This is a genomic window from Shewanella xiamenensis, assembly GCF_014647135.1.
Lineage (GTDB): Bacteria > Pseudomonadota > Gammaproteobacteria > Enterobacterales > Shewanellaceae > Shewanella > Shewanella xiamenensis.
Window position 1 is genome coordinate 233,045 of sequence record NZ_BMOP01000001.1, and the last position, 24,311, is coordinate 257,355.

The 24,311-nt window shown below is 46.3% G+C and carries 20 protein-coding genes; 9 read left to right on the forward strand and 11 right to left on the reverse strand.

Annotated features, from left to right (window positions below; translation table 11 throughout):
* Nucleotides 1-40 precede the first annotated feature (40 nt).
* A complete protein-coding gene (asnC, locus tag IEY09_RS00985; RefSeq protein ID WP_011073571.1) occupies nt 41-502 on the reverse strand; it encodes a transcriptional regulator AsnC in 462 nt (153 codons plus the stop codon).
* 95 nt (nt 503-597) lie between these two features.
* Nucleotides 598-1,275 carry a bifunctional tRNA pseudouridine(32) synthase/23S rRNA pseudouridine(746) synthase RluA gene (rluA, locus tag IEY09_RS00990; protein ID WP_037427817.1) on the reverse strand — a complete coding sequence of 226 codons (678 nt, stop codon included), beginning with the start codon at nt 1,273-1,275 and terminating at the stop codon, nt 598-600.
* Between the two features lie 187 nt (nt 1,276-1,462).
* On the opposite strand from rluA, the gene IEY09_RS00995 reads away from it, so the two are divergent.
* Nucleotides 1,463-3,379, forward strand: coding sequence for a peptidase U32 family protein (locus IEY09_RS00995; protein ID WP_188869470.1), 1,917 nt, complete (start codon nt 1,463-1,465; stop codon nt 3,377-3,379).
* Between the two features lie 142 nt (nt 3,380-3,521).
* Nucleotides 3,522-3,896, forward strand: a complete 375-nt coding sequence (locus IEY09_RS01000) for a PH domain-containing protein (protein ID WP_037421824.1) — start codon at nt 3,522-3,524, stop codon at nt 3,894-3,896.
* Between the two features lie 65 nt (nt 3,897-3,961).
* On the opposite strand, the gene IEY09_RS01005 is transcribed toward IEY09_RS01000, so the two are convergent.
* Complete coding sequence (locus IEY09_RS01005; RefSeq protein ID WP_188869472.1) at nt 3,962-6,247, reverse strand: toxin-antitoxin system YwqK family antitoxin; 2,286 nt, start codon at nt 6,245-6,247, stop codon at nt 3,962-3,964.
* Nucleotides 6,248-6,384: 137 nt separating this feature from the next.
* On the opposite strand from IEY09_RS01005, the gene IEY09_RS01010 reads away from it, so the two are divergent.
* Nucleotides 6,385-6,711, forward strand: a complete 327-nt coding sequence (locus IEY09_RS01010) for a cupin domain-containing protein (protein WP_188869580.1) — start codon at nt 6,385-6,387, stop codon at nt 6,709-6,711.
* Between the two features lie 44 nt (nt 6,712-6,755).
* Here the strand turns inward: IEY09_RS01010 and IEY09_RS01015 are convergent, their stop codons facing one another.
* From IEY09_RS01015 to IEY09_RS01025, 3 genes are all read right to left on the reverse strand, one after another.
* On the reverse strand, nt 6,756-7,946 hold the full coding sequence (locus IEY09_RS01015) for a membrane dipeptidase (RefSeq protein WP_188869474.1): 1,191 nt from the start codon (nt 7,944-7,946) through the stop codon (nt 6,756-6,758).
* Nucleotides 7,947-8,056: 110 nt separating this feature from the next.
* Nucleotides 8,057-8,500 (reverse strand): SufE family protein, encoded by a 444-nt coding sequence (locus IEY09_RS01020; protein WP_109277890.1) that lies wholly within the window; start codon nt 8,498-8,500, stop codon nt 8,057-8,059.
* A 51-nt stretch (nt 8,501-8,551) separates the two neighbouring features.
* A complete protein-coding gene (locus IEY09_RS01025) occupies nt 8,552-9,922 on the reverse strand; it encodes an aminotransferase class V-fold PLP-dependent enzyme (protein WP_188869476.1) in 1,371 nt (456 codons plus the stop codon).
* Nucleotides 9,923-10,236: 314 nt separating this feature from the next.
* On the opposite strand from IEY09_RS01025, the gene IEY09_RS01030 reads away from it, so the two are divergent.
* Nucleotides 10,237-11,937 carry a methyl-accepting chemotaxis protein gene (locus tag IEY09_RS01030; RefSeq protein WP_188869478.1) on the forward strand — a complete coding sequence of 567 codons (1,701 nt, stop codon included), beginning with the start codon at nt 10,237-10,239 and terminating at the stop codon, nt 11,935-11,937.
* A gap of 144 nt (nt 11,938-12,081) precedes the next feature.
* Here IEY09_RS01030 and IEY09_RS01035 read toward each other — a convergent pair whose 3' ends face one another.
* Nucleotides 12,082-13,698, reverse strand: a complete 1,617-nt coding sequence (locus tag IEY09_RS01035) for a DEAD/DEAH box helicase (RefSeq protein ID WP_188869480.1) — start codon at nt 13,696-13,698, stop codon at nt 12,082-12,084.
* Between the two features lie 407 nt (nt 13,699-14,105).
* Between IEY09_RS01035 and IEY09_RS01040 the strand changes: the two genes are divergently transcribed.
* Nucleotides 14,106-15,155 (forward strand): DUF3626 domain-containing protein, encoded by a 1,050-nt coding sequence (locus IEY09_RS01040; RefSeq protein WP_037421804.1) that lies wholly within the window; start codon nt 14,106-14,108, stop codon nt 15,153-15,155.
* An 83-nt stretch (nt 15,156-15,238) separates the two neighbouring features.
* Here the strand turns inward: IEY09_RS01040 and IEY09_RS01045 are convergent, their stop codons facing one another.
* Nucleotides 15,239-15,757 (reverse strand): type II secretion system protein, encoded by a 519-nt coding sequence (locus tag IEY09_RS01045; protein ID WP_037421801.1) that lies wholly within the window; start codon nt 15,755-15,757, stop codon nt 15,239-15,241.
* Between the two features lie 400 nt (nt 15,758-16,157).
* On the opposite strand from IEY09_RS01045, the gene cydD reads away from it, so the two are divergent.
* The 3 genes from cydD to cyaB all read left to right on the forward strand — a co-directional run bounded on the left by cydD (nt 16,158) and on the right by cyaB (nt 20,527).
* Complete coding sequence (cydD, locus tag IEY09_RS01050; RefSeq protein ID WP_188869482.1) at nt 16,158-18,080, forward strand: heme ABC transporter permease/ATP-binding protein CydD; 1,923 nt, start codon at nt 16,158-16,160, stop codon at nt 18,078-18,080.
* Nucleotides 18,077-19,828 (forward strand): heme ABC transporter ATP-binding protein/permease CydC, encoded by a 1,752-nt coding sequence (gene cydC, locus IEY09_RS01055; protein WP_188869484.1) that lies wholly within the window; start codon nt 18,077-18,079, stop codon nt 19,826-19,828. Before cydD ends, cydC begins: the two co-directional genes overlap by 4 nt.
* 69 nt (nt 19,829-19,897) lie before the next feature.
* Nucleotides 19,898-20,527 carry a class IV adenylate cyclase gene (cyaB, locus tag IEY09_RS01060; RefSeq protein WP_188869486.1) on the forward strand — a complete coding sequence of 210 codons (630 nt, stop codon included), beginning with the start codon at nt 19,898-19,900 and terminating at the stop codon, nt 20,525-20,527.
* Between the two features lie 61 nt (nt 20,528-20,588).
* On the opposite strand, the gene IEY09_RS01065 is transcribed toward cyaB, so the two are convergent.
* Together IEY09_RS01065 and IEY09_RS01070 are read right to left on the reverse strand one after the other, a co-directional pair.
* Nucleotides 20,589-20,768 carry a helix-turn-helix domain-containing protein gene (locus IEY09_RS01065; protein ID WP_011623867.1) on the reverse strand — a complete coding sequence of 60 codons (180 nt, stop codon included), beginning with the start codon at nt 20,766-20,768 and terminating at the stop codon, nt 20,589-20,591.
* A gap of 94 nt (nt 20,769-20,862) precedes the next feature.
* Entirely contained in the window at nt 20,863-21,597 is a 735-nt protein-coding gene (locus tag IEY09_RS01070; protein WP_037421785.1) for a DUF599 domain-containing protein, read from the reverse strand.
* Nucleotides 21,598-21,794: 197 nt separating this feature from the next.
* Here IEY09_RS01070 and IEY09_RS01075 point away from each other — a divergent pair, with 197 nt between their 5' ends.
* Nucleotides 21,795-21,932, forward strand: coding sequence for a hypothetical protein (locus IEY09_RS01075; RefSeq protein ID WP_188869488.1), 138 nt, complete (start codon nt 21,795-21,797; stop codon nt 21,930-21,932).
* A gap of 551 nt (nt 21,933-22,483) precedes the next feature.
* On the opposite strand, the gene drt4 is transcribed toward IEY09_RS01075, so the two are convergent.
* Nucleotides 22,484-24,091 (reverse strand): antiviral reverse transcriptase Drt4, encoded by a 1,608-nt coding sequence (gene drt4 / locus IEY09_RS01080; RefSeq protein ID WP_188869490.1) that lies wholly within the window; start codon nt 24,089-24,091, stop codon nt 22,484-22,486.
* Between the last annotated feature and the right edge of the window lie 220 nt (nt 24,092-24,311).

Here is a 24,311-nt window from a genome sequence, read left to right on the forward strand (position 1 = left end):
TATATCGTTCTGTTTGTTGAGCTTTATATTCGTGGGTTGATTAAGGCTTTACTGCCCGTGTAATCGGGTTTTGCAGGCTGATCAGGGTTTCAGTCGATTGAATTTCGTCGATTGATTGGATGCGGTTAATCAGCACATGTTGCAGGCCATCGATGGATTGGCACATGACTTTGACAAAAATGCTGTAGTTGCCAGTGGTATAGTAGGCTTCAACCACTTCTTCTAGGGCGTTTAGCTTGGCGATGGCGGCGGGGTAGTCGCCAGCACTTTTGAGATTAATTCCAATAAAACAGCAGACATCGTAACCCAGTGCCTTGGGATTGATGGTGATCTGGGCACCCGTGATAATCCCCGCTTGTTTCATTTTCTCGACACGCACATGAATGGTACCCGCACTCACGCCGAAACGTTTGGCAAGTTCGGCAAAAGGTGTGCGCGCGTCTTGCATTAAGGCTTCGAGGATATGGTTATCTAGCTGATCACGCTGAAATGCGGTTTCCATAAATAAACTCTCTATAACATAATGAATTGTCATAAAGTTACGTTTTTTTATAGGGAATGGCTACTGCTTTTGCGTTTTTTAATTGTTTTTAGTGATCATTGCTCACCTTCTGGTTCGCAAAAGGAGGCATTAGCGCTGAATGTCATAGGTTCACCCGTATATGGGTGTTTGATCGTAAGCTCTGCGGCGTGGAGTAATAATCGCGGTGCTAAGGATTTGGCCAGTGGATCGGCGTAAAAGCCATCGCCTAGGATAGGATGGCCGAGTGCCATCATATGTACTCTGAGTTGGTGTGAGCGCCCAGTAATCGGCTTGAGTTTAACCAGCGTCGAGCGCTTGGCGCGGCTTAACACTTCAAAATGGGTCAATGATGGCTTGCCAATGTCGTGGTCAACTTTCTGTTTTGGGCGATTGGGCCAGTCGCAGATCAGCGGATAATCTACGCTACCTGTATCGTTTTTGACATGGCCGGCGACTCTGGCGAGATAGGTTTTGCTGGTTTCTCTATCATGAAACTGGCGTTTTAATTCGCGTTCGGCGCTACGAATGAGCGCAACCACTATTACACCTGAGGTCGCCATATCAAGGCGATGGACGATTTGGCAATGCGGATGCTCAGCTTTTACTCGGGCGTACACACTGTCGTAATGGGCGGGATCGCGACCAGGCACTGATAACAACCCCGAAGGCTTGTTGACGACGATAATGTCTTTATCTTGGTAAAGCACATCGAGCCAGGGAGTTGTTGGTGGTTGGTAAATAAAATCAGTCATAATCGCGCCTATTCAATAATGCGCGGCAAAGATACTCCGCTCGGCTCTGGGGTGCAAGTTTGTTGTCTCTCCTCCTGAGTTCGCCTCGCTTTAATCCAGCGAAAAATGATTTGCAGATAGAGCTGGATTTGAGTTTTTGTTATACTCGTCACCTTTTTCGTTATTGTTCATTTTGAGCCTGTGAAGTATGAGCCAGCCAGAGATTTACACCCCTGAGACACTTTCTCACGTTAATAACCGTCTAGAGTTATTGGCGCCAGCAAAAAATGCCGATTATGGTATTGAAGCCATTCGCCATGGTGCCGATGCGGTTTATATCGGTGGTCCAGCATTTGGGGCGCGTGCGACGGCGGGTAACAGTGTGGAAGATATCGCTCGCCTATGTGCTTTTGCACACAAGTATCATGCTCAAGTGTTTGTCGCCCTCAATACGATTCTGATGGACGATGAGCTCGAAACCGCAGAAAAACTGATTTGGGATGTGTATAACGCGGGCGCCGATGCACTGATTGTGCAGGATATGGGGGTTTTACAGCTTAACCTGCCGCCGATTGCACTGCACGCCAGTACGCAAATGGACAACCGTAATCCCGAAAAAGTTGCCTTCTTAGAGCAAGTGGGATTCTCGCAGGTGGTACTGGCGCGCGAGCTGGGCTTAAGCCAAATCCGTGAGGTTGCGGCTCATACCAATATGCAGATTGAGTTCTTTATCCACGGCGCGCTGTGTGTGGCCTACAGTGGATTATGTAACTTAAGCCATGCCTTTAGTAATCGCAGTGCTAACCGCGGTGAATGTTCGCAAATGTGTCGTCTGCCGGGAAATCTAAAGACTCGCCAAGGGGATGTGTTAGCACAAAACGAACACTTACTCTCATTAAAAGATAATAACCAAACCGATAACCTCGAAGCCTTGATTGATGCCGGTGTTCGCTCCTTCAAAATTGAGGGGCGTTTAAAGGATTTAAGTTACGTTAAAAACGTGACCGCTCATTATCGCCAAAAACTCGATGCCATTATGGCGCGTCGCCCTGAGTTTGTGGCTTCATCCCATGGCCGTACTGAGCATACGTTTACCCCTGATCCCGAAAAAACCTTTAATCGTGGCAGCACCGACTATTTTGTCCATGAGCGTAGCCAAGGGATTAAAGATTTTCGCTCGCCCAAATATATTGGCCAAGATGTGGGTAAAGTGGTCGCTCTTGGTAAGGATTTTATTCAAGTCAGTTCAACCCACGAATTTAATAACGGTGATGGGTTAGCGTATTTTCCACCCAATTATGCGATGGCAAAGCAGTCCGACGACAAGTTGCAAGGTTTACGAGTAAACCGCGCCGAAGGCCATAAGCTGCATGTGTTACAAGTTCCACGGGATTTACGTGTTGGTATGACTTTATACCGTAACCATAATCAGGCATTTGAAGCCTTGTTAGCGAAAGAGTCGGCCAAGCGAATTATCGGTATAGATATGCGTTTAACCGATACAGCTAGGGGCGTAGCGCTGACTTTAACCGATATCTACGGCCTCAGTGCTACGGTTGAGTTGGAAGTTGAAAAGACTCCCGCCACCGACGCTGAAAAAACCTTGCAGACGATTCGTACACAATTATCGAAGCTTGGCAGTACCGATTTTACGGCGCGCCAGATTAGTATCGAAACTGCTCAGCCTTGGTTCCTGCCTGCTTCAACCCTTAACGGCCTGCGCCGTGATGCGGTAGCGGCATTAGAACTTGCCCGTGTAGAGGGCTACCAACGCCCAAAACCTTGGAAATATAACCAAGATGCTGTGTATCCATTCAAACACTTAAGTTACTTAGGTAACGTGGCAAACGAAAAGGCCAAAGATTTTTATCAGCGCCATGGCGTGATTGAAATTCAGGATACCTACGAGAAAAACGGCGTGACTGAAGACGTGCCTTTGATGGTGACTAAGCACTGCCTGAGATTTAACTTTAATCTTTGTCCTAAGGAAGTGCCGGGAATAAAGGCCGATCCTATGGTGCTCGAGATCGGTAACGATGTACTTAAGTTAGTATTTGATTGCCCTAAGTGCGAGATGCTTGTTGTCGGTGAAAACCGTCAGGTTCGCGGCCAAAAAGCGCTTTAATTAATGCCTTGATAGCAAGGGAGCATTGAGCATTCAATGCTCCCTTTTTTATTGTTTTTCAGCTGCTCAGCTTTCTCATTGTTGCCTATGGGTTACTGAAAGGATACTTTATTGAAAAATTTTAATAATAAAGGATGTCAGCATGGGACTATTAGATGGGTTGCTCGGAAATGCTTCTGAGGTGAATTTACAGGAGCTGGCCGAAGAGCTGCGCCCAATCATGGGGATTCAGGAAGAATTAAAGCTGGCCTATAAAGTGGTCCGTGATCTGTTTGTATTTACCAATAAGCGCTTGATCTTAATTGATAAGCAAGGGCTCACGGGCCAAAAGACCAGCTATCACTCCGTGCCCTATAAATCCATCACCCATTTTGAAGTGGAAACCACAGGCCATTTCGATATGGATGCCGAGCTAAGAATTTGGATTTCAGGTCGAAGTGAGCCACTGGTAAAAGAGCTTAAGCGCGGCACCGATGTGGTCGGGATCCAAAAGACTATCGCCACTTTCGCACTGTAGTCTTTTGATTTAATACTTTTATATCAAGATATTATAAGCAAGCAGATGTGCTTGCTTATATCCAATCAATTTAATACTCGGTAGTTTAGGTCGTTAGACTGTTCTATCGGTTTGCCGCTCATAGTGTAAGTTTCTGATAGTGTGATTCTACCTTGCTCATCATATTGATTATGGATGCCGACCCAAAATTGCTCTTCTCCTTGGAAGTGTAGGTTACCCTCCTCAGCGATTTGACTGTTGGGATGATAGCGCTTCATGGCGTAGAGTTGGCTATCTGGGTCAAATTTTAAATGATAAGAGAGGATAGGAGCGGGTTGTTTTGCTTGCTGCCAGGTTGCGGTGTCTGCTCCAGTTGAAGTCACTTCTGTAAGATTCAAGTGAGTTTCATCAGCACCTGCTTGAATTGTTGCAGTTTGTTCCTGTGTATCCTCTGCGTCATCAAAATAATGGCGGCTTTCATTGAGCTTACCATCGTCGCTGAGCCACGCTTCACGATACAGTTGCCCTTGAGGCGTAAATCGTTGCCAATGGCCGACATCAAGGTAATCACCATCGATATAGGTGATAAAACCCGTTTCGATGAGTTTGCCTTGTTCAGAAAAGGATTTTGAGCTGTATCGTTCTCCTTCTAGGCGAGTCAACAACCAACGAATTGTCCCATCTTGATAGTATTCTATCCGAGTATCAGGAGTGCCTTCTTGATAGTATTGCCTTTGATTATTCTCAAGATGATAGCCGCAGCGAGTATTTGAGTGGCTCTCAAAGGATTCAAGGATGCCCTGCTTGTTGTAGGCGCTACTTTGTTTGAGATAACCCTGTCCCTCTCGAACGACATATTCTGTAATAGTGCGGATGGTGCCATCTTCATAAAACCAGCGTGCTGTGCCATCACGATTGCCTTGGGTATGGGGCAAATACATTTGAATTTGTTGGTTTTCATAGTATTCAATAAAGGGCGCAATTGAGAGATTATGTCGATATTGACCTTCGGCAGATAGGACACCGCTTTCATAGTAACTGCGAAATAATCCTTCTCTTAAGCCCTTTTCAAGGTAGATTTCAAGGGCGAGTTGGCCATTTTCATGGTACCAAGTGGCAAGGCCCTGCTCATGGCCATTTTCAAAGGGAATGCACTGTTCTAACTGCCCATTGGGATACCATTGTTCACTGTTGCCATGGGCGATACCGTTACTAAAATTGAGCTGTTTTGCAAGCACGCCATTGGGGTGCCATTCTTGTCGCAGGCCTTCATTTACCCCCTGTGAATTGAGTTGTACTTGCCACGCGAGTTGGCCATCTTCATAGTAAGTCTCAATGCGTTTGCCTACCTGATTGAAGTGGACCTCTTGCTTAAGATTGCCATTGGGATGATACCAAAGCTCGTTAACAGGCTGACCCATATCATGGGTTAATTCGGCTTGCAGCTTGCCATCCTCATAGTACATATACTCAATTCCGTGGATGTGATTTGCCACCATTGGGCGCGTCAGCCATAGATTGCCAGATTCATAATAGCGTTTTAACTGATTGATATAATTGCCTTCGCTATCCTTTTCTGCGGTTTCCCTTATCTGGCCATTACTATGGTAGTAGGTGAGCAACATACCATCGAGCTGGCGTTCTTCGACTTGATTGATTTTTCCTTCATGGTCGTACCAAGTTTGGCGGCCAAGTTGTTGGTCATTAACGAAATGCCCCTCAAATTGCAGTACACCTAAGGCATTGAGCTGGCGCGTTATCCCGTTGCGCTCACCAAAGTAATTGCAATCTACCGCCTGAGTGATGTTAGGGGATAGGGTAATTATCCTCAGCAGCGAGCGCCCTTGCTCGGTATGAATTTGATGTAAAGTACGCTGCAATTTCCCTGTGAGGCTGGAGAAATCTTGCATATCGCCTTGAACGGTATGGGCTGAGTCGATAATAAAATGGCAAGTCACTAAATCTTGTTGGTTATAGAGTTCAACTTGCCATAGTGTTTGCTGGGCATTATTGGGATGAGGGAGCAGACTACAGGTTTTATCTTTGCCTAGATAAAAATATTGCCCAGGGCCATTGACCTCAATGCTGTCAAACTGAGTATCGTGAAAAGTACAGGACTCATGTTTATGTTCCCAGCCAAGGAGTTCAATGGTTTGCGGGTTATCAAAATAATATCGATTTATCGCTGCCTGAGTATCCACTCGATTGGCTTGCGCCGGAGTGGCCTGGATGGCAAGGCTAAAATAAGGCTTAAACGAGGAGGCTGCTTGAGTGGCTTGCGGCCGAGCTGCTTGAGATGGAATGTCTTGCTGGACGCCGCGTTTTTCTTTGGTATTAAACAACTTTGCTTTAAATGCGTTCAACAACGACATAGGTCAACATCTCCAAATCCATATGATACAACTGACTTATCTGGTAAATTTCTTAAGTCGAATAGGCCTATGATAACGGGTTATACTTTGGTTTCTCAATAGATTATCTTGCCCTTAAGTCGAGATCTGGATTCATGATGCTACAAAATTTTTATCAGTCACTCCCAAGTGATCTTTCACAAGAAGTGTTTGAAACCCTTGCCGGAAATGGCAATGTGATGATTGAGCGCATTATCTCCAAAGGCCATTCAACCCCTGAGGGTGATTGGTACGATCAAACACAATATGAATGGGTGATGTTGCTCAAAGGAGAGGCACAACTCGAATTTGAGCAAGGTAGATTGTTAACACTTAAACCAGGAGATTATCTCACCATCGCGCCCCATGAAAAACACCGCGTCGCTTCGACTGGTTTAGGGGGCGAAACCCTATGGCTAGCGGTATTTTATGATGCCTTGGTATGAGTCATGTTTTCTGTAGAGCGATAGCGCTGCTTAATTAATTGGGTTTAGATTAATACTTGATTCAACACTCGTTGCCAGTTGCCGCCCATAAAGCTGTCGCGGTCGGTCGATTTAAATCGGGCCTTGGCTAGGGCATCATCAATCCGACTCATGCGTTCGATATGGTTTAACTCAGGGATCACTACATGCCTTGGCTCGGCATCAAAGCCTAATACTTTTTTGGCCCTTAGGCTGTACCACCAATCCTGATATTCCTTAATGCCTTGGGCATTATCGTTATTCAGGGCTAACAGATTTTCTTGGCCTCTGAGCGGAAAATCGTTGGCGATGGCCACACAATCAACTCCACCGACCCGGGCCACATATTCTAATTGGCGGATATAGTCATTGATCGTTGGGACGGCCTTATTGGTGAGCCAAAAGCTCATCATAAAGACACCAAAAACACCGCCTGAATTAGCAATAGCACGGATCACTTCATCTGGGCTACAACGGGCATGTTTAACGAGCCCGCGCGCCGCGCCATGGCTTTGAACGATTGGCGCGCGGCTCAGTTTAGCCACATCTAACGCGGTCTGGGCGCTTGAGTGGCTGACATCGATTAATATATTGGCTTGGTTGAGTTTTGCGATAAGCGCTCGCCCATGATTCGTCAGCGGTTTATTGAGTCCGCCATTGGCATCGTTATCTAGCGCTCCGCCCGCAAAGGTATTGCCATAATGGTGAGTGAGTTGCAGTGCGCGTAGGCCTTGGCGATGAAACTCATCGACACGGGCCCATTGGTTGGCATCACTATCATCTTCAACACAGTCCGCACCTTGGATTTGAAAGAAAACTGCCGTGCGATTGCTCTCCCTCGCAAGCTGGATATCGCGTCCTGTTAAGCCTTGTAAGAGGATATCGGGATGCTCGCTCACCCGTTTTGCTGCTTGCTGGATGCTGTCCAGGCAGGCTTTATAGGTTCGCTTGTAGTTTAAGGTGCCGTCGGCTTGTTCAATGGTTTCAATGGCGGAGATATCACACAGAAAGGCATCGAGGCCTGAGGCGCGAACATCGGCTAAATCATCGGGCAAAAAGGATAAACCATCGATATATAAGCGCCGTGCACGTGGCGGGAGGGGCGCGGCAAGACTAGAGAAACTGGCAAAAGGGCTTAATGCACTGGCGGCGCTCAATCCAGTAACTGCACTGAGGCCTTTGAGCAGAGTTCGGCGACGGTGATTGATAGCCTTCATGGACGTGCACTCTCCTTTAGATTAAGCTCATTTGTACTTCTTTATACCCTGTTAAAGCATAGAAGTCTTTGATTAAATCCCTCTTTTGTCGATTTAACCCGCAGATTGATTTAGGGTTTTACCGCATCAATCATTGCCTTAGCTAAGGCATGTAAGCCGTTGGTTCGCGAGGGACTTAATTGGCCCTCTAGCCCTAATTGTTTGAAATAGGCGGAAGGGTCGAAGGCGAGTATCTCGTCGCTCTGTTTGCCGTGACAGGCACTCAACAGTAAACCGATTAACCCCTTCACTATGCGCGCATCACTATCGGCCAGAAAATAATGCTTACCGTCTTGCTCTAGATGGTACAGCCAGGCATCACTCTCGCAGCCCTTCACTTGAGCAGACTCAAGGCGAAATTCATCCGCTAAAGTGGGTAAGGTTTTACCTAGTAACATGATTTGGCGATATCTTTCCTGCCAGTTTGGTGCCTGCTCAAACCGTGCTAGTAATGTCGCTGCATCCTCAACCTGATAATCAAACTCGGTAGCAGTAGGCATGATTGGCAATGTCATGGGGAACTATCCTCTTTTTATCTGTTTTGCTGATGGCTTTAAGGATAAACCTTAGAGTAGCAATTCTTTAACTGAGGCCAAGGCGGCAATAAAGCGGTCGATATCGGTTTTATTGGTGTAGATACCAATTGAGGCGCGGCAACAGCCTTTAAGGTTAAGGGTTTGCATTAAGGGCATGGCGCAGTGATGGCCGCAGCGAACTGCAACGCCTTGTTGATCTAATAAAATGCCCACATCCTGATGATGTTCATCGGCAAGGTTAAAAGCGACGGTGCCAATATTATCGCGATGCGCGCCATACAGATGCACATCGCCAAGGGCGCGCAGTTGGTTTTGCAAATACTGAAGCAGTTCAGCTTCATGGGCTTTAACCTCTGACGTGAGGTGTTGTTGCAAAAAGCGGATAGCGGCGCCAAGGCCAATCACTGCACTGATCGGCGGTGTGCCAGCCTCTAAGCGATTAGGCAAGCTGCCAAATTCGGTGCCATCAAAACTAACGCGTTTGATCATTTCGCCGCCCGTAAGCAGCGGTGTAAGGGTATCGAGTATCTCGAAACGGCCATAAAGCACGCCAATGCCCGTCGGGCCGTACATCTTGTGGCCTGAAAACACATAAAAATCACAATCGATGGCGGCCATATCAACGCTTAAATGTGCCACGGCCTGCGCGCCATCGACTAAGGTGAGTGCCCCTTGGGCTTTTGCTTGGCGAACTAACTCCACCACCGGATTTACCGTACCTAAGGCGTTGGATACATGGCACAGGGCGACAACCTTGGGTTTCAGTTCCAGCAAGGCTTGGTAGGCATTTAGATCAAGTCGGCAATCTTGAGTCAGCGGAATAGGTTTAATGATAGCGCCAGTGCGTTTGGCCAATTCTTGCCACGGAACAATGTTGGCGTGGTGGGCGGCGCTGTCGATCAAAATCAGATCGCCTGATTTAAGTTGTGGCGTTAAGCCAAACGCGACTAAGTTGATGGACTCAGTAGTGCCGTGGGTGAAAATGATTTCTTCACGGCGCTTGGCATTGATAAATACCTGCAATTGATCGCGCACCTTCTCGTAACTTGAGGTGGCGCGCGACGATAACTGGTACGCTGCGCGGTGCACATTGGCATTGTCGTATTGGTAATACTGTGCCATTGCCTCTAACACACACTGCGGCTTTTGGCTGGTGGCCGCGGTATCGAGATAACACAGGGGATAATCGCCCAACATTTGCGAGAGGGTGGAAAATTGCGCGCGGATTTGGCTATTGAGATCAAACGCCTGCGTTAGTAATGTGCTTGTTTCAGGCACAACCTTCTCCGATACAAAATGGTCTGATGCAATGCTTTCTGGTGCAGTGCTCTGTGAGCCAATATCCTGCTGCGCAAGCTCTGCGTTGGGTAATGTGGTGTTGGTTGGGGCTGTGTGTGTCATCTACGGTCTTAACGCAATAAAAAAGGCTGTTGGATCTTCTGTTATCTCTCAGGTGAATGCAAGTTTTCGTCGGATCTGCATTCCCGTTATCGCAATATCCAGCAAGCGTTTACGCCATTTCATATAAACACCATTCCATATAAACACCATTCCATATAAACACCATCACCTGTTTTGCTTTATATGTCGGACAAGGGTTGGGGGTAGGGATTAAATTTTTTGTTTAACCCAAGCGTGCTCATTGCAACAAAGCTCAAAACTCCATCTATGCTATATAAAGACAAATAAGACATTGGCAGTTGGAGTGCATCCTTATGCTTGGCTTCTTAAGAGATTTACAGATCAGATATAAAATGGGCAGTTTAATCGGCATTATGCTGCTACTGATTCTGTTATTAGCAGGATTTAGCTTGCTTAAAATGAAGCGGGTTGCTGATGAAGTTCAAACAATTGCATTAGAAAACATACCATTAGTGAAATTATCGAATGAAGTTACTATCTTGCAGCTTGAGAGTTCGATTAGCCTTGAGAAGGCTTTCAGAGCCTCTGAGATACCCGTTTCAGCGCAGGAGCGATTAATTGACGGCTTTATTGGTGAAGTGATTCAACATAAAGAGCGGATTAATAATGAGTTGATGTCCACCCAAACCATGCTCAATGAGGCGCTAGCATATCCCCAATCTTCAGAGTTACGAGATAAAACACAACAGTTAACTCAAGAAATTACCAATATTATTCGAGTTTATCGAGATTACGATCTAAAGCTTGCCACCGTGGTCGCCGCAATCCAGCAACGCACTAATCCTGCGGCATTGGTGCAACAGGTGAATGAACTTGAACAAACCCAAGGTGAATTTAATACCCAGCTAAGCCAGTTTGCGTTGCGTTTAGAGCAAATGACACAAACAGCAGTCACTGTTACCGAGAACGAAGAGCAAGACGCCATTTACGGCTTGATAGTTATTTCTTCTATCGCTTTGATTTTAGGTTTAGTTATCGGAATCGCCTTTAGTCAGTACATAGTACGTTCGATTATGCGCCTGCGTAATGCAGCAGCCATGATGGAGTCGGGAAACTTTAGCCGAGAATTAACAGTAGAATCGAAAGATGAACTGGGCGAGCTGACTATTAGTATGAATCAAATGGCCCTAACCCTCAGTAAAACCGTTGGGCAAGTGATTGGTCGCAGTGAAGAAATCGCATCTATGGTTACAGAGCTTAATGCTGTAGCTGAAAATAACCGTAAAGCGATACTTAGTCAGCAGGAAGATACAGATCAAGTTGCCACCTCCATGACCCAAATGGCGGCGACAATTACTGAAGTTGCTAGCAGCGCCGAGAGTGCATCCTACTCCTCTGGACAAGCGGAAAGCCGAGTGAAAGAAAGCTGTGCCGTTGTTGACGCGAGTGAGAAAATTACTCAGCAATTAGTGGTTAGCGCCCAGCAGTCCAGTCAGCTTATTCAACAGTTACAGGCCAGTACAGGTAAAATTTTAAATTTTGTGTCTGTAGTTGATGCGATTGCAGGCCAGACCAATTTGTTAGCCTTAAATGCCTCGATTGAGGCGGCAAGAGCGGGTGAGCAAGGTCGAGGGTTTGCCGTGGTTGCCGATGAGGTTCGTGCATTGGCAACTCGTAGCCAAACGGCTACACAGGAAATCAGTGAACTTATTCAAACTTTAGTGCTTGATGCGAAATCAGCTGTGGATTCATTTGGTAAAAATGAATTACAAATCAAAGACTCATCTCTATTAGTCAATCAAATCAAACAAAACTTGTTTGAGATTTCGGATGCCTTAACCCAGTTATCGCAGGCTAATGCGCAAGTGGCTACCGCGAGTGAGGAGCAAGCTGTCACGGCTGAGGATATCAGTGAACGGATCAATACCATACGGGATTCAGGTGAGTCGGTGCTTAGCAGCGCTTTTGAAACGGCTAAAGCCAGTGAGTCACTCTCCCAACAGGCAAATTCATTACGTGAAGCGATGCTGCAATTTAAGGTGCGCACAGTCTAGGGATTTAGCACTATCGCTATCAATTTGTTTAGTAAAATAAAAATGCCCAACGCTTAGGCTCTGGGCATTTTTATTGTGCATTTTTGGATAACTGGCTGAAGCTTAACGGCGATTATTAGTTAACGCGACTATGACTTAACGCGATTAAGGCTTAACACGATTCGGGCGGTTATCTGCGCGATGTGAGTGCTGTTTCGGCTCATTCGAAGCCGGTTTTGTACTGTGTGGATGGCGGCCTTTGGGTTGCTCTTGGCGGCGTCCATCATTGTTTGATTTGTCGCTTCGTTCTGCATGGCTACGTTGCTGTGCACCTGAATGCGGTTTCGCTTTTGCATTGTTCCCCGCCGTTGCACTGTTAGTTGTGCCGCCATCGCGCTGAGGATGCTTACTCTTTGGTTTTGGCGAGCGTGCAACTGCTGCTTCGGTATTATGATGTTCATTGCTGTTGCGTGATGGCATGCTGTGCTTATCGTGGCTGCCATCTCGAACGCTTGATGTTTGAGACGCATCACGGCCAGAACCAGATCGTGGGGCAGGTTTTCCTGCACTGCGGTGTTTACGCTGGCTTGCCACGGCTTTTACTTTATGATTTTTACCTTGGGGAGTGAGCGTTGTTTCGGGCAGCGCATGCACTGGGCCAAAACCTGCAACTTCTTGGCGCTCGAGCACGCGGTTAATTAATCGCTCAATATCTTTAAGCAGTTTAATTTCTTCGCTGCTGACTAATGAAACGGCTTGGCCTGTGGCGCCAGCACGGCCGGTACGGCCAATGCGATGCACATAATCTTCAGGCACGTTAGGTAAATCAAAGTTAACAACTTGCGGTAACTGATCGATATCTAAACCGCGGGCGGCAATATCGGTCGCAACCAATACGCGAACTTCACCGCTCTTAAAGTCGGCGAGGGCCTTAGTGCGCGCACCTTGGCTTTTATTACCGTGGATCGCGGCAGCGCTAATGTCGGCTTGGATAAGGCTCTTCGCGAGTCGGTTTGCGCCATGTTTAGTACGCGAAAACACTAACACTTGCTGCCAGTTTTCCTGTTTGATGAGTTGGATCAGCAGGGCTGATTTTTGCGTTTTATCAACGGGGCAAATCCATTGCTTAACCGTCGTTGCGGCGGCATTGCGCGGCGTGACGGAAATCTCAACCGGATGATTGACTAACCCTTTTGCAAGCTCACGGATCTCATCGGAGAAGGTGGCTGAAAACATCAGGTTTTGTCGCTTATCGGGTAAGAGTGCAAGGATTTTTTTGATATCACGGATAAAGCCCATATCCAACATACGATCCGCTTCGTCGAGCACTAAGATCTCAAGTTGATTAAACTTCACTGCATTTTGTTGCACAAGATCTAATAGTCGCCCTGGTGTGGCAACTAACACATCAACACCATGACGTAATTTATTGATTTGCGGGTTGATAGGCACGCCACCAAAGACCACGGCTGAACGCAGTGGTAGATATTTACCATAGGTTTCAACACTTTCACCAACTTGTGCCGCCAGTTCCCTCGTAGGCGTTAAGACTAAGGCGCGAGTTTGTCCTGACTTGGCTTTTTGGCCTTTAGCGAGTAATTCCAGTAATGGCAGCGTAAAACCTGCGGTTTTTCCTGTTCCCGTTTGGGCCGCAGCCATGACGTCTTTGCCCGTTAGTACAGCTGGAATTGCTTGCACTTGGATGGGAGATGGCGTGTCATAGCCCTGTTCGGATACGGCTTTTTGGAGTGGTGCGGATAAACCTAAGGCGGAAAAACTCATTAATGGATCTCTTGTGGCAACATCGCATCGTTGCTTTGGTATAGCCTGAACGGCGGGCGTGCAGCTTACATTAACAGGGGCTTCAGTGCTACGACTGAAAGCATTTTGTTGTATAAAGGCATAAAAATCCTATTTCATTAGTGGCTAATTTATCGACCTATCAGTATCTTGTTCAGTATTTAGCGAAAGATCACGTTTATGTTAATTTGATTGCTTATAAGTAGTTCAACTTGAGGTAAAATTAACAAGATTCCTCAATAGGTTGCCAAAGTGTTGGCCAGACATATTCATAAACGGGATATGTAAAGATTCACGGGATGTTTTTCCGTTTGCAGGTTGAATTCTGCACCATTGCATTCTTAAGATAGTTCTGCTCAGGAATATTAACGCCTCATGGCGGGTGGATTATGACAGCAATACAGCATATTGAACGCCTTGCACGTGGGCGAAGTGAGCAGGCCGTGGCTGTGATTAAAAACGTGCAGCAGATGTCGAATATTCCCATGCAGGAGATGCAGTTAGCACTCAAGCAATTATTTCAGTGTGGCCGCGTTGCACTGCATTTCCATCCCGACAGAATCGACAGCCGAGGTCTAACAGTCGCCGAAGGGCTTCTACGTGATGGGCAATACCGTAGTCAGTTCGAGACCCATATTTCCAATGGGCAGTTATCGCCTGAGCTTGGAGGACCAAGGGATCATTGGGAAAATCAGCTGTTTGGCGATGTGTATAAAGGAACCAAATCCCGCCCTAAGTATGGCGCTTTAGATTTAGGCATGTGGCAGGATGGCCCCGCCCCGCGTTTTGGCAGTTGTTATCTGCTCACCCACTCACAATTGCTCACGCGTTCGACCTTTACTTACCTTGATTCTTACCGTAATCCTAAGGAGAAGGGGACATTATCTTGTTTTGATGATGTGTTAGCGGCACTGTTGACCGAGAGTTTTGAGCGCCACTATGCCTTGGGTAAAGCGGACTTTAAGCCTCTAAATGTGATCCATTATTTGGCGCATCAGCTTAATTCGTCATTGCTTGCCCGCTTTGAACGCCCGATGTCGACAAATCTTGATCATTATATCGAAGCGCAAATTCACGGTGACGTGTCACTCGATGAAGATATTGCCATGCTGGTGGCCGATCCGAGTTTTAAAGGGACTGAAATCGGGGCAACGTTAACTAAGTTGTGCGACCGTTACGATATTGAGCTGCAATACCATAATGGTTTTAGCCTGCATACGGCACAGATCCCTAGCGATTTCCGTGGACCCACTATGCCATCTCTGGCCGAACGTATTGCGATTGACGATAGCGTCGATGCCTATGCCATTGGGGTTGCTGCGCGGGATTTATACCATTCACCACAACACTGGCGAGATCGAGGTAATCGTGCTCAAGTAGCCCATGAACTCAAGCTACTTTGGCATGTGTTAGTCAAATACGGTGGTATTCAGCCTTAGCGCGGAAATAGGGTCACTAAATATGGTTACATGCGCACTATTGACGTTTTGATTGGGCCCAAAACGTCAACAAGCCTCAGTGATTAGCAACCTGTGTCAACCTTAGTATAGGTCGGAACACCTGTTGTCTCCCATTTATAGTCTATATAACAATTAGTTGCAGATACCTCTGCTTGAGTAGGGGTCGCCAGATTTAACTTTTGCTTTGGGGTTGCAATGACTTGATAGGTGCCGTTGGATGTATAAATACGGTAGGACCAATCATTCACGCTTAAGCCTGCGGCATTAAAAATTTCAGGTGGTGTTGTGTAGCCCGCACTAGGTGCTGTGCCAGTACTGCTTGCGGCCCAAGGTTGGTAATTCTCGCCCCGAATACCATCAAAAACCACACGATTAGTCGTACCTGTGTTGGCGATTTCTGATTTTGCCTTGAATAAGGTGACCGCAGACTTCATTGATGCCAATGCACCCGACAACTGACTTTTGTACGCATCAGACTGTAAATTAACAAATTTGGGGGCAGCCACTACAGCCAAAATGCCCAAAATAATAATCACAACAACAAGTTCTATTAACGTGAAACCGGAATGTTTGTTTGTCATTGCTATCTAACTCCTTGAAAATTATTCCTATCTTATCCAACAATTTCGCTAATGACCAGTTAGCTAATATTTTAGTCTTTATCCTCGTTAAATAGGGTTATCCGTAATCAACAAAGATTTTTAAGTTTGATGATATGTGAGAGTGCGAATACGTGGTTCTATATAAGTGTTTATAGGCGTGAAGTATTTATCTGTGTGAGCTAAATCTGAATTTATTGATCATCATCGCATTTTCGTGAATCTTTTAGCAAAAGATACGTCCAAGGTTTCATCTGTTGGGGATGCCTGCGATACTGCGTCCCTATCGAAGCTTTTCGCTTATTGCAAGTCCTTGGCATTGATTGGTAAGCGTTAGATCGATTTCTAGAATTTACTGCAGTGTTGGTTTTGTTGGAGCACCATGGATAAGTCGTTAGAAAAGTCCCTTCTTGTTTGGCTCAAGTCGCAAAAAAAGGCCTGTGGCTGGTTTCTTAAACTTTCGGTCTGGTGTGGAATATTAAGTGCTATTGCATTGATCGTGCAGGCTTATTTAATTGCTACTCTCCTCGATGGTGTGATTATTGGTAATGGATTGCTCGGATTAGGCGCCGATAGCGCTCAGACTGTTATCAGAGCGAGTGATTATCTGCCGCATTTTATGGCCTTGATTGGCTTAATGTTATTGCGAGCAATACTTGCCTATGGCCGCGAGCGTGCCAGTTTTGAAGCGGGTAAACGTTTACGCCAACAAATCCGCAGTGCGGTAATGGATAAATTAACTCGGCTCGGCCCTGCGTTTATTAAAGGTAAACCCGCAGGCAGTTGGGCGAGCATAGTGTTAGAGCAAGTTGAAGATTTACAAGACTTTTATGCCCGTTATTTACCGCAAATGACGCTTGCTGGCGTGATCCCCTTATTGATCCTCATCGCCGTGTTTCCCATCAACTGGGCGGCGGGGCTGATTTTGCTGTTAACCGCGCCCCTTATCCCGCTGTTTATGATCCTTGTCGGTATGGGGGCCGCTGATGCCAATCGTAAAAACTTCAATGCGTTAGCCAGATTAAGTGGCCACTTTATGGATAGATTAAAAGGGCTCGCGACCTTAAAGCTATTCAATCGAGGCGATGCTGAGCTGAAGGTGATTGAAAAGGCATCGGAGGAGTTTCGCAGCCGAACCATGTCGGTGTTGCGTATGGCCTTTTTAAGCTCGGCGGTACTGGAGTTTTTTGCCGCGGTGTCGATTGCTGTATTAGCGGTTTACTTTGGTTTTAGTTACTTAGGTCACCTCGATTTTGGCTACTATGGCGCGCACGCTCAAATTGGGCCTAATACCAATGAAGGTTTACCTTTTAGCCTGTTTGTCGGTTTGTTTATCCTTATTTTAGCGCCGGAGTTTTATCAGCCGTTAAGGGATATGGGCACTCACTACCATGCCAAAGCGCAGGCGATTGGTGCCGCGCAGGCTTTAATGACTCTGCTTGAGCATCCCGAGCCTCAGCCAACAGACTCAGTCGTTTGTGATACCAGACTTGAGAAGATTGAAAGCCTGATAGCTGAAGAACTTGAGGTCTTTAGCGTTGATGGCAGCCGCTTATTAGGGCCCATTAGTTTTGAATTGAAACAGGGGGAACATATAGCCTTAGTTGGCCCAAGTGGTGCAGGCAAAACCAGTTTACTCAACGCGCTATTAGGATTTTTACCCTATCAAGGCAAGTTACTGATTAATGGTGTTGAGCTCTCCAGCATTGATCTTGCCTATTGGCGGCGCCAATTAGCGTGGCTTGGACAAGAGCCACAGTTATTCCATGGCACAGTGCGGGAAAACGTAGCCCTAGCCAATCCTAATATTACAGACGAGCAGGTGTGGCACTTGCTAGAGCAAGCCAATATCCATGAATTTGTGCGCATGCAACCCCTTGGTTTAGCGACAGCTATCGGTGAACAATCATCAACCCTATCGGTCGGGCAGGCACAACGTATAGCTCTGGCGCGGGCGCTAGCACAGGCGTCGCAGGTGTTTATCCTTGATGAACCCTCCGCGAGTTTAGACAGTGTTAGCGAGCAACTATTAACGCTCACCTTGAACCGTGCGATGGCGGGCAAGATGTGCATTATGGTGACCCATCGATTAGATCAGCTCGATCGGATGCAGTCGATCTTAGTCTTAGATAAGGGATTGATTGTCCAGCGAGGCGACTTTGCGACTCTTTCTATGCAGGCGGGTTTATTCCAAACCATGTTGCATGAAAATACCGAGTCGGTAGCCGATATTGAGCTTGAATCGCCAATGCCTGATACTCGCGTCGATATTGCGTTAGGGACAACAGAGGGAGGTGCACAATGAGAATACTCCTTCCCTTCATTCGGTTGTTCTCCCATCAATGGTTAATGATGGTTATTGGGTTGGTGCTTACCCTTACCACTTTGATGGCGGGGATTGGCTTATTGTCGTTGTCGGGTTGGTTTTTATCGGCGACGGCGGTGGCGGGATTAACTATTATCGGCTCCCAATCCTTTAACTTTTTTACTCCCGCGGGGGGCGTGCGTTTCCTTTCTATCGCGCGAACGGCCAGTCGTTACGGTGAGCGCTTAGCAACCCATGAGGCGACCTTTAAATTATTAACCGAACTACGGGTGTGGGCGTGGCGAAAACTCTTCCCGCTTAGCGCTAAAAATCTACAAGGATTGCGCCGCGCCGATATGCTCAATCGTCTCGTGGCGGATATCGATACGCTCGACCATCTGTATTTACGATTGTTGACGCCGATGGCGGCTTCCTTGCTGATGACGGCGTTTTTATATCTATTCCTTGCATGGTTTGATGCCAAGCTAGCCTTAAGTTTATGCCTGTTTTTAGTGGTGATTTGGCTGCTGCTACCACTGTTGTTTTATCGTCTCGGGCATGCGCCTAGCCGCAATATGCTGGAGACTAAACGCCAATATCGGGTGCAGTTACTCGATATATTACAAGGCCAAGCGGAGTTGAGTTTATTTGGAGCAAACGCCAGATACAGACACAAGCTCGACGAGGCCGAGCAGGCGTTATTTGCTAGCCAAGGGGCGATGGCGAATATCACCGCCTTAAGCCAAGCCATGCTGATCCTGGCGACGGGCTCGGCACTCATCATGATGCTATTTTTAGCCGCCAATGGCGTGGGCGATGCCGTGCCTCCCGGCCCGATGTTTGCCTTGATGGTGTTTGCCACTATGGCCTGTGTGGAAATGATGATGCCGATTGCGGGCGCCTTCCAACATTTGTCCGGTTGTGTGCTGGCGGCGACACGTATTAACGAAATCACCGAGCAAGAAAGCGATATTCGTTTTAGTACAGATACAGATCTTAAGGCGACCTCTGGTGGATTGCTGATCCGCGATATCCAATTTAGTTATAGCGAAAGCCAGCACGTGCTTCAGGGCTTATCCCTCGAGATAAAGCCGGGCCAAAAGGTGGCGCTATTGGGCTCCACTGGCTGCGGTAAATCCAGTTTATTGTCCTTAATTACCCGAGAGTGGCAGGCGCAAAGCGGTCAGATTTACCTTGATGGTCATCAATTGAGTGACTATAGCGAGGGCGCATTAAGATCGGCGATGACAGTCGTGAGCCAGCGGATCTATCTGTATGCGGGCACGCTGCGGGAGAATCTTGCCATTGCCTTGCCTGTGCCAGAAGGGCAAAAGCGTACCGCCAATGACGAGCGTTTTATCCAAGTATTACAGCAGGTTGGTTTAGGTGAGTTACTCAAAGGCGACAAGCCATTAGATATGTGGATTGGTGAGGGCGGCCGGCAGTTATCGGGCGGCGAGCAGCGCCGCATCGGCGTGGCAAGGGCATTGCTGCGTGATGCGCCTTTGTTACTGTTAGATGAGCCAACCGAGGGTCTAGATAAGCGCACCGAGCGGGAAATCCTAAGCTTATTATTTGAATTTGCGAAAGATAAAACCTTGCTAATGATTAGCCACAGATTAACGGCGATGGCCAAGATGGACCAAATACACCTCCTCGCCGAGGGGCAAATTGTGGCATCGGGTAACCATGAGCAGTTACTGCAAACTTGTCCCGCCTATCAGGCGCTTTATCGTCGTTTAGCTTAAGCCCGATCGAAGCACGAGTAGACAAGAGCGGATAAAGAGTTAAGCATGCAGCAGGAGTAATGCCGTTAGATGAATAACCCAATGCAAGCAGACTTTGCACTAAAAGAATTGGCACCAAAAGAATTAGTACCAAAAGAATTAGCCCCGCAAATTAACGCCCATTTTAACGGTAAGTTTGAGGTGGAGCTTAAGTATCGGCTCGCAGACCGAGAGGCTTTTTGGGAACGTCTAAGTGCCAAATCCCCCGAGGTGATGCTCGAGGATAATCTTGAGCATGACTGCTATTTTGATTCGCCTATAGCCTCCTTAGCGGCTGAGCATAAAAGTCTGTGTATTCGCGAGATGCAGCCCTCCGGCATCATGCTGTGGATTGTGAAAGGGCCCGAGAAAGACCGCTGTGAGGCGGTCAATATTACGGATGCCAACAAGGCCAAAAGTATGCTGCGGACTTTAGGCTATCAATGTGTGCTTGAGATTAAAAAACGCCGCAGCGTGTATTTTCTCGGGGAATTTCATTTAACGCTTGATTGGCTCGAAGGTTTAGGAGACTTTGCCGAGCTTGCTATTATGACTAATGATGAAGCTAAGCTGCCAATCTATGAGGCGCAGCTCGTCGCTTTAGCAGCGGAACTTGGCCTGAATGAGTCGCAGCGGGAGTTTTTATCCTACAAGCAATTACAGCAGGCTTTACAACAATAATCGCTTTGCGTGGATACATCCCAAGTCCATTTGGGGATGAATCGATACAAGGCGCGGCGGCTTATCTTCCTAAGCGCTGCGAAAAGGCTAAGTAACGTTTGACCTCTTCTTCGGGGAATCGCAATTCTTCACCGTCTTTCACGCTGCTGAGCAAGTTTTCCCGCGCATAGCGTTTAATCGTCGCTGGGCTCTTATCCAGCAACTTGCACACTTCATCCACTGTTAACAGATTATCACTCATGGTTCACTCCCATTATTGATTGGTGATTAACCCAATGAGTATAGAACAAGAATTAGACTGCGCTTTACTGGCGCAGTCTCAGGCTAAATGACGACTACTTGGATTGACGCTGAGTTTCTCGCGCTTGGTATTCTGTTCCTAAATGTGCCTTCGCAGCGGTAATGGCCATAACTGCGCGGGATTTAAATTCGCGGCGATACAGGGTGACCACCACAAACAGGCTAGCCAAAATAAATAGGATAGGGTGCACGAACCAGCAGAGCACGGCCATCGAAAAGTAGTAAGCCCGCAGGCCATAGTTATAGGAATGGGCGGCTTGGTCTTGCACCGTTGCCATTTGTCTTGCGTACGCTTTAAGGTTGTCATTGGCGCCTTCGCTATCCATGGGGCCAGCGCCTATCATCACGTTCACAAAGCCATATTGACGCATCGACCAGGTAAATTGGAAAAACGCCATCACAAAAATGACTACTAATAACGCTAATTTAACTTGTACCAATGAATGATTTGGTGGCGTCGCATAGGGAATAGTGGCAATCACGGCCTCGAGGCGTTCAACCTGGGCAAATAAGGTTAATACCCCCGCGAGCACGAATAGCGTAGTCGAGGCAAAAAAGGCAATATTGCGTTCAAGGTTAGCTAATAACGCCGCATCGCCAACCCGCACGCCTCGAGTCATCAGCTCGAGCATCCAGTAAATTCGGTGCTTATGCAGGCCACGGGCAATACAGTCGGTATCCTTCGCTTTGCGTCGGGCAAAAGCGGTATAGCCAGCCCAAGAAACGATAAACCACGTTAATGCAGAAATATCTAATAGCGAGAATGTCATAGTTGCCTTGAGAAAGTGACTTTGAGAAAGTAAAAAATCGGTTGATTGAATGGCGATTATGAAGGTTTTTATCTCTTAGGTGCAATCCCCTCATATCGCTTTCAAATCTCGCCTATTCACAATTTGAAGCCGCTCACATTGGCTTTAAAACCGCTTGCTTAGTAAGACTCAGTTTTGAGGAAATTCTAGTGAGGTAAGTGAGTGAGAAAATGCGTTGGGGTCATACCTCGGAGCGGGGCGCTTGGGCATTAAGTGCCCTTAATGCTATTGCGTTAAATGGCAGCCTAACGGCCGAGGTGAATCAAAGTCGTGGGGCTTCACCCAACACCCGATAATCGTGCTGGTTTGCTTAGTATTTGAATTAGCAAGGTTATCGCTATGAGTATATGAGTAATTGCGGCCTTTCGGCCGAGGTAAATCAACGTCGTGGGGCTTCACCCACACCAGATAATAGTGTTGGTTTGCTTAGTGTTTGAATTAGTAAGGTTATCGCGGTTAGTGAGTAATAGCGGCCTTGCGGCCGAGGTGAATCAACGTCGTGGGGCTTCACCCCACACCCGACCAAGGAGGACTGCTCGTCCTATCCTCCTTGGATTCTCCAAGACGCCCCTAGCGAAGTTACATGCATTAGGTACTAGCCTTGGTCTTATGGATAAATTGCTATCGCTTCCGAAGGCAACGTCCCTGTACCTACGAAAGCTAGCCGGTCATCCATGACCGGACTCACGCAATTTATTCCAACGCCCTGCGGCAACTTCGCAGGGGAAGCTGAACTCCTGTCGCAACTGTGCGAGCTTTTATCCCCAAAGATCAGCGCCTGTCTTTGTTTAGAAATTTAACAATGGATAGCTTGCTAAAACCCCATTAAATCATCCCGATAAACCTTTTATTTTATGTCATCTATCGCACCAAAATAAAAGCGAGCCTCAGTCCTTTTACTTTTATATTCAGAGGCTGTTATCGTATCATCTGGAATAAAATTAACATCAAAATCCAATAGGACATCGAAAACTCTGATATTACCATAGGGGTTAATTATAGCCCCATCTCTAAAGAGTTGGTAAAGCAATAACCAGTAATTATCAATCAAGTAGTTATCTCGGGATTTAATAATTTCATTTGCAAAATCAATTATCAACTCCCTATTGCTAATCATTGTGTAAAGGATAGTCAAACCAACACAGTCCTTACTTTTAATAATTGCAGCAGTAGTATTTTCATTAGGTTTAATCCCTATTTTTTTCATTATATGTAGAGGCCAGCAGATCCCATCCGAACGGCGATGCTTACAGTTCTCGATTATTAAAGAATTTAAGTGACTTTCAATATCTCGTCTGTCCATACTTGATTTGGTGATTAAAACATCAAGATAAGGAATAAGTATGGGGTAATGCCACGACAGATTTAGAACAGATTTATATACTGTAGGAGGCGCCTGTTCATTCAAAAAATTAACTATTAACTGAATTGCGTACTTGAGCACACTACCATCTGGCGTTTGTTTGTTGATAATCATCGCATAATTTATGAAAGTAATCGCTTCGGATGCCGAAAGTGTAGGCTCGTCATTATGAGATTTATTCAATCGGCTAGGTAAATGTCCTAGCAATTCTATTATCCAAGAATCTTGATCTGGGACAGGTTGTTCTACAATTCTAGTTTTTTGAATGTTTAGTGAAAATTTATACTTAGCTAGTTCCCTACCCAGCAATAATAAAAATTCATGAGCTTGTTCATTCGTCTCACAGTAGCAACTATAATCATCAACATACCGATGCACGTTGTAACCTGCACGTCTTAGTTCTTCATCAACTTTACCGAGAATAATTTCTAGACTAATATTCGAGGTTGCAGAACCAATAGGTATACCTTGCGTTTCATTTCTTTTGCATTTCCTTTGATATGAATCTAAAAGATTGAACCATTTCCCTTTTTGGCGATTATTTTTGGCAAAATCAATTCCAACAAGTCCCCATGCAATGGCATGTGAGTAGACACTATTAAAGCAATTAGAAATATCGGCAGTTACATGAAATCGTTTACCAAAGCTTTCAGTCAACGCTCGGGTAGTCTTTTCGATGGGATCTTCATAGTTCATTACCATGATTCTACCATCTTCATGTAGTTCCGGTTTGATAATACTTGTTTCGCTAACAGTAAATGGCTCGATTTTATCCCAGTTATCATGCATATGCTTAGCTAACAGTGAATACGCTTTCGGGTGAATGAGTGACAGTTCACGAAATGCGTTGTTATACCTAGTCGCATTATATATAACCACATCATAACCACTACCCTCACGAGTGTCTGACTCACCCAAAGCTGCCAGAGCCTCACATACCTCTGGCGTAAACTGTCTAGTACTAAGGAGTGGTGGAAGTTCTCCTATAGTCGATTTCTGATCTGGAAAGTAGTTATGACAAGTAAGTGCTCGATAAAGATAGTACTTTTTAGATTCTTCATTTAATTGTGACAAACCAGTGCTTATTAACATAAAAGACCACAGTTTATAAAAATTCTACTTTCTCATATTATTACTCTAATTATCTATTTCTTAATGATAAAAATAGAACAGGCACATATCTTTGAGGATTAAAGGTCAACATAGAGATCACTGAAGTTCACCTTCCCCTGCGAAGTTGCTGAAGGGTGTTGAAGAAAATCGCGTGAGTGAGGCATGGATGCCTCGCTAGCTTTCGGGGTACAGGATGTAC

Excerpts from the sequence above, each read along its gene's own strand:
- asnC (WP_011073571.1), bottom strand. The coding sequence starts at position 502 with ATGGAAACCGCATTTCAGCGTGATCAGCTAGATAACCATATCCTCGAA.
- rluA (WP_037427817.1), bottom strand. The coding sequence starts at position 1,275 with ATGACTGATTTTATTTACCAACCACCAACAACTCCCTGGCTCGATGTG.
- IEY09_RS00995 (WP_188869470.1), top strand. The coding sequence starts at position 1,463 with ATGAGCCAGCCAGAGATTTACACCCCTGAGACACTTTCTCACGTTAAT.
- IEY09_RS01000 (WP_037421824.1), top strand. The coding sequence starts at position 3,522 with ATGGGACTATTAGATGGGTTGCTCGGAAATGCTTCTGAGGTGAATTTA.
- IEY09_RS01005 (WP_188869472.1), bottom strand. The coding sequence starts at position 6,247 with ATGTCGTTGTTGAACGCATTTAAAGCAAAGTTGTTTAATACCAAAGAA.
- IEY09_RS01010 (WP_188869580.1), top strand. The coding sequence starts at position 6,385 with ATGCTACAAAATTTTTATCAGTCACTCCCAAGTGATCTTTCACAAGAA.
- IEY09_RS01015 (WP_188869474.1), bottom strand. The coding sequence starts at position 7,946 with ATGAAGGCTATCAATCACCGTCGCCGAACTCTGCTCAAAGGCCTCAGT.
- IEY09_RS01020 (WP_109277890.1), bottom strand. The coding sequence starts at position 8,500 with ATGACATTGCCAATCATGCCTACTGCTACCGAGTTTGATTATCAGGTT.
- IEY09_RS01025 (WP_188869476.1), bottom strand. The coding sequence starts at position 9,922 with ATGACACACACAGCCCCAACCAACACCACATTACCCAACGCAGAGCTT.
- IEY09_RS01030 (WP_188869478.1), top strand. The coding sequence starts at position 10,237 with ATGCTTGGCTTCTTAAGAGATTTACAGATCAGATATAAAATGGGCAGT.
- IEY09_RS01035 (WP_188869480.1), bottom strand. The coding sequence starts at position 13,698 with ATGAGTTTTTCCGCCTTAGGTTTATCCGCACCACTCCAAAAAGCCGTA.
- IEY09_RS01040 (WP_037421804.1), top strand. The coding sequence starts at position 14,106 with ATGACAGCAATACAGCATATTGAACGCCTTGCACGTGGGCGAAGTGAG.
- IEY09_RS01045 (WP_037421801.1), bottom strand. The coding sequence starts at position 15,757 with ATGACAAACAAACATTCCGGTTTCACGTTAATAGAACTTGTTGTTGTG.
- cydD (WP_188869482.1), top strand. The coding sequence starts at position 16,158 with ATGGATAAGTCGTTAGAAAAGTCCCTTCTTGTTTGGCTCAAGTCGCAA.
- cydC (WP_188869484.1), top strand. The coding sequence starts at position 18,077 with ATGAGAATACTCCTTCCCTTCATTCGGTTGTTCTCCCATCAATGGTTA.
- cyaB (WP_188869486.1), top strand. The coding sequence starts at position 19,898 with ATGAATAACCCAATGCAAGCAGACTTTGCACTAAAAGAATTGGCACCA.
- IEY09_RS01065 (WP_011623867.1), bottom strand. The coding sequence starts at position 20,768 with ATGAGTGATAATCTGTTAACAGTGGATGAAGTGTGCAAGTTGCTGGAT.
- IEY09_RS01070 (WP_037421785.1), bottom strand. The coding sequence starts at position 21,597 with ATGACATTCTCGCTATTAGATATTTCTGCATTAACGTGGTTTATCGTT.
- drt4 (WP_188869490.1), bottom strand. The coding sequence starts at position 24,091 with ATGTTAATAAGCACTGGTTTGTCACAATTAAATGAAGAATCTAAAAAG.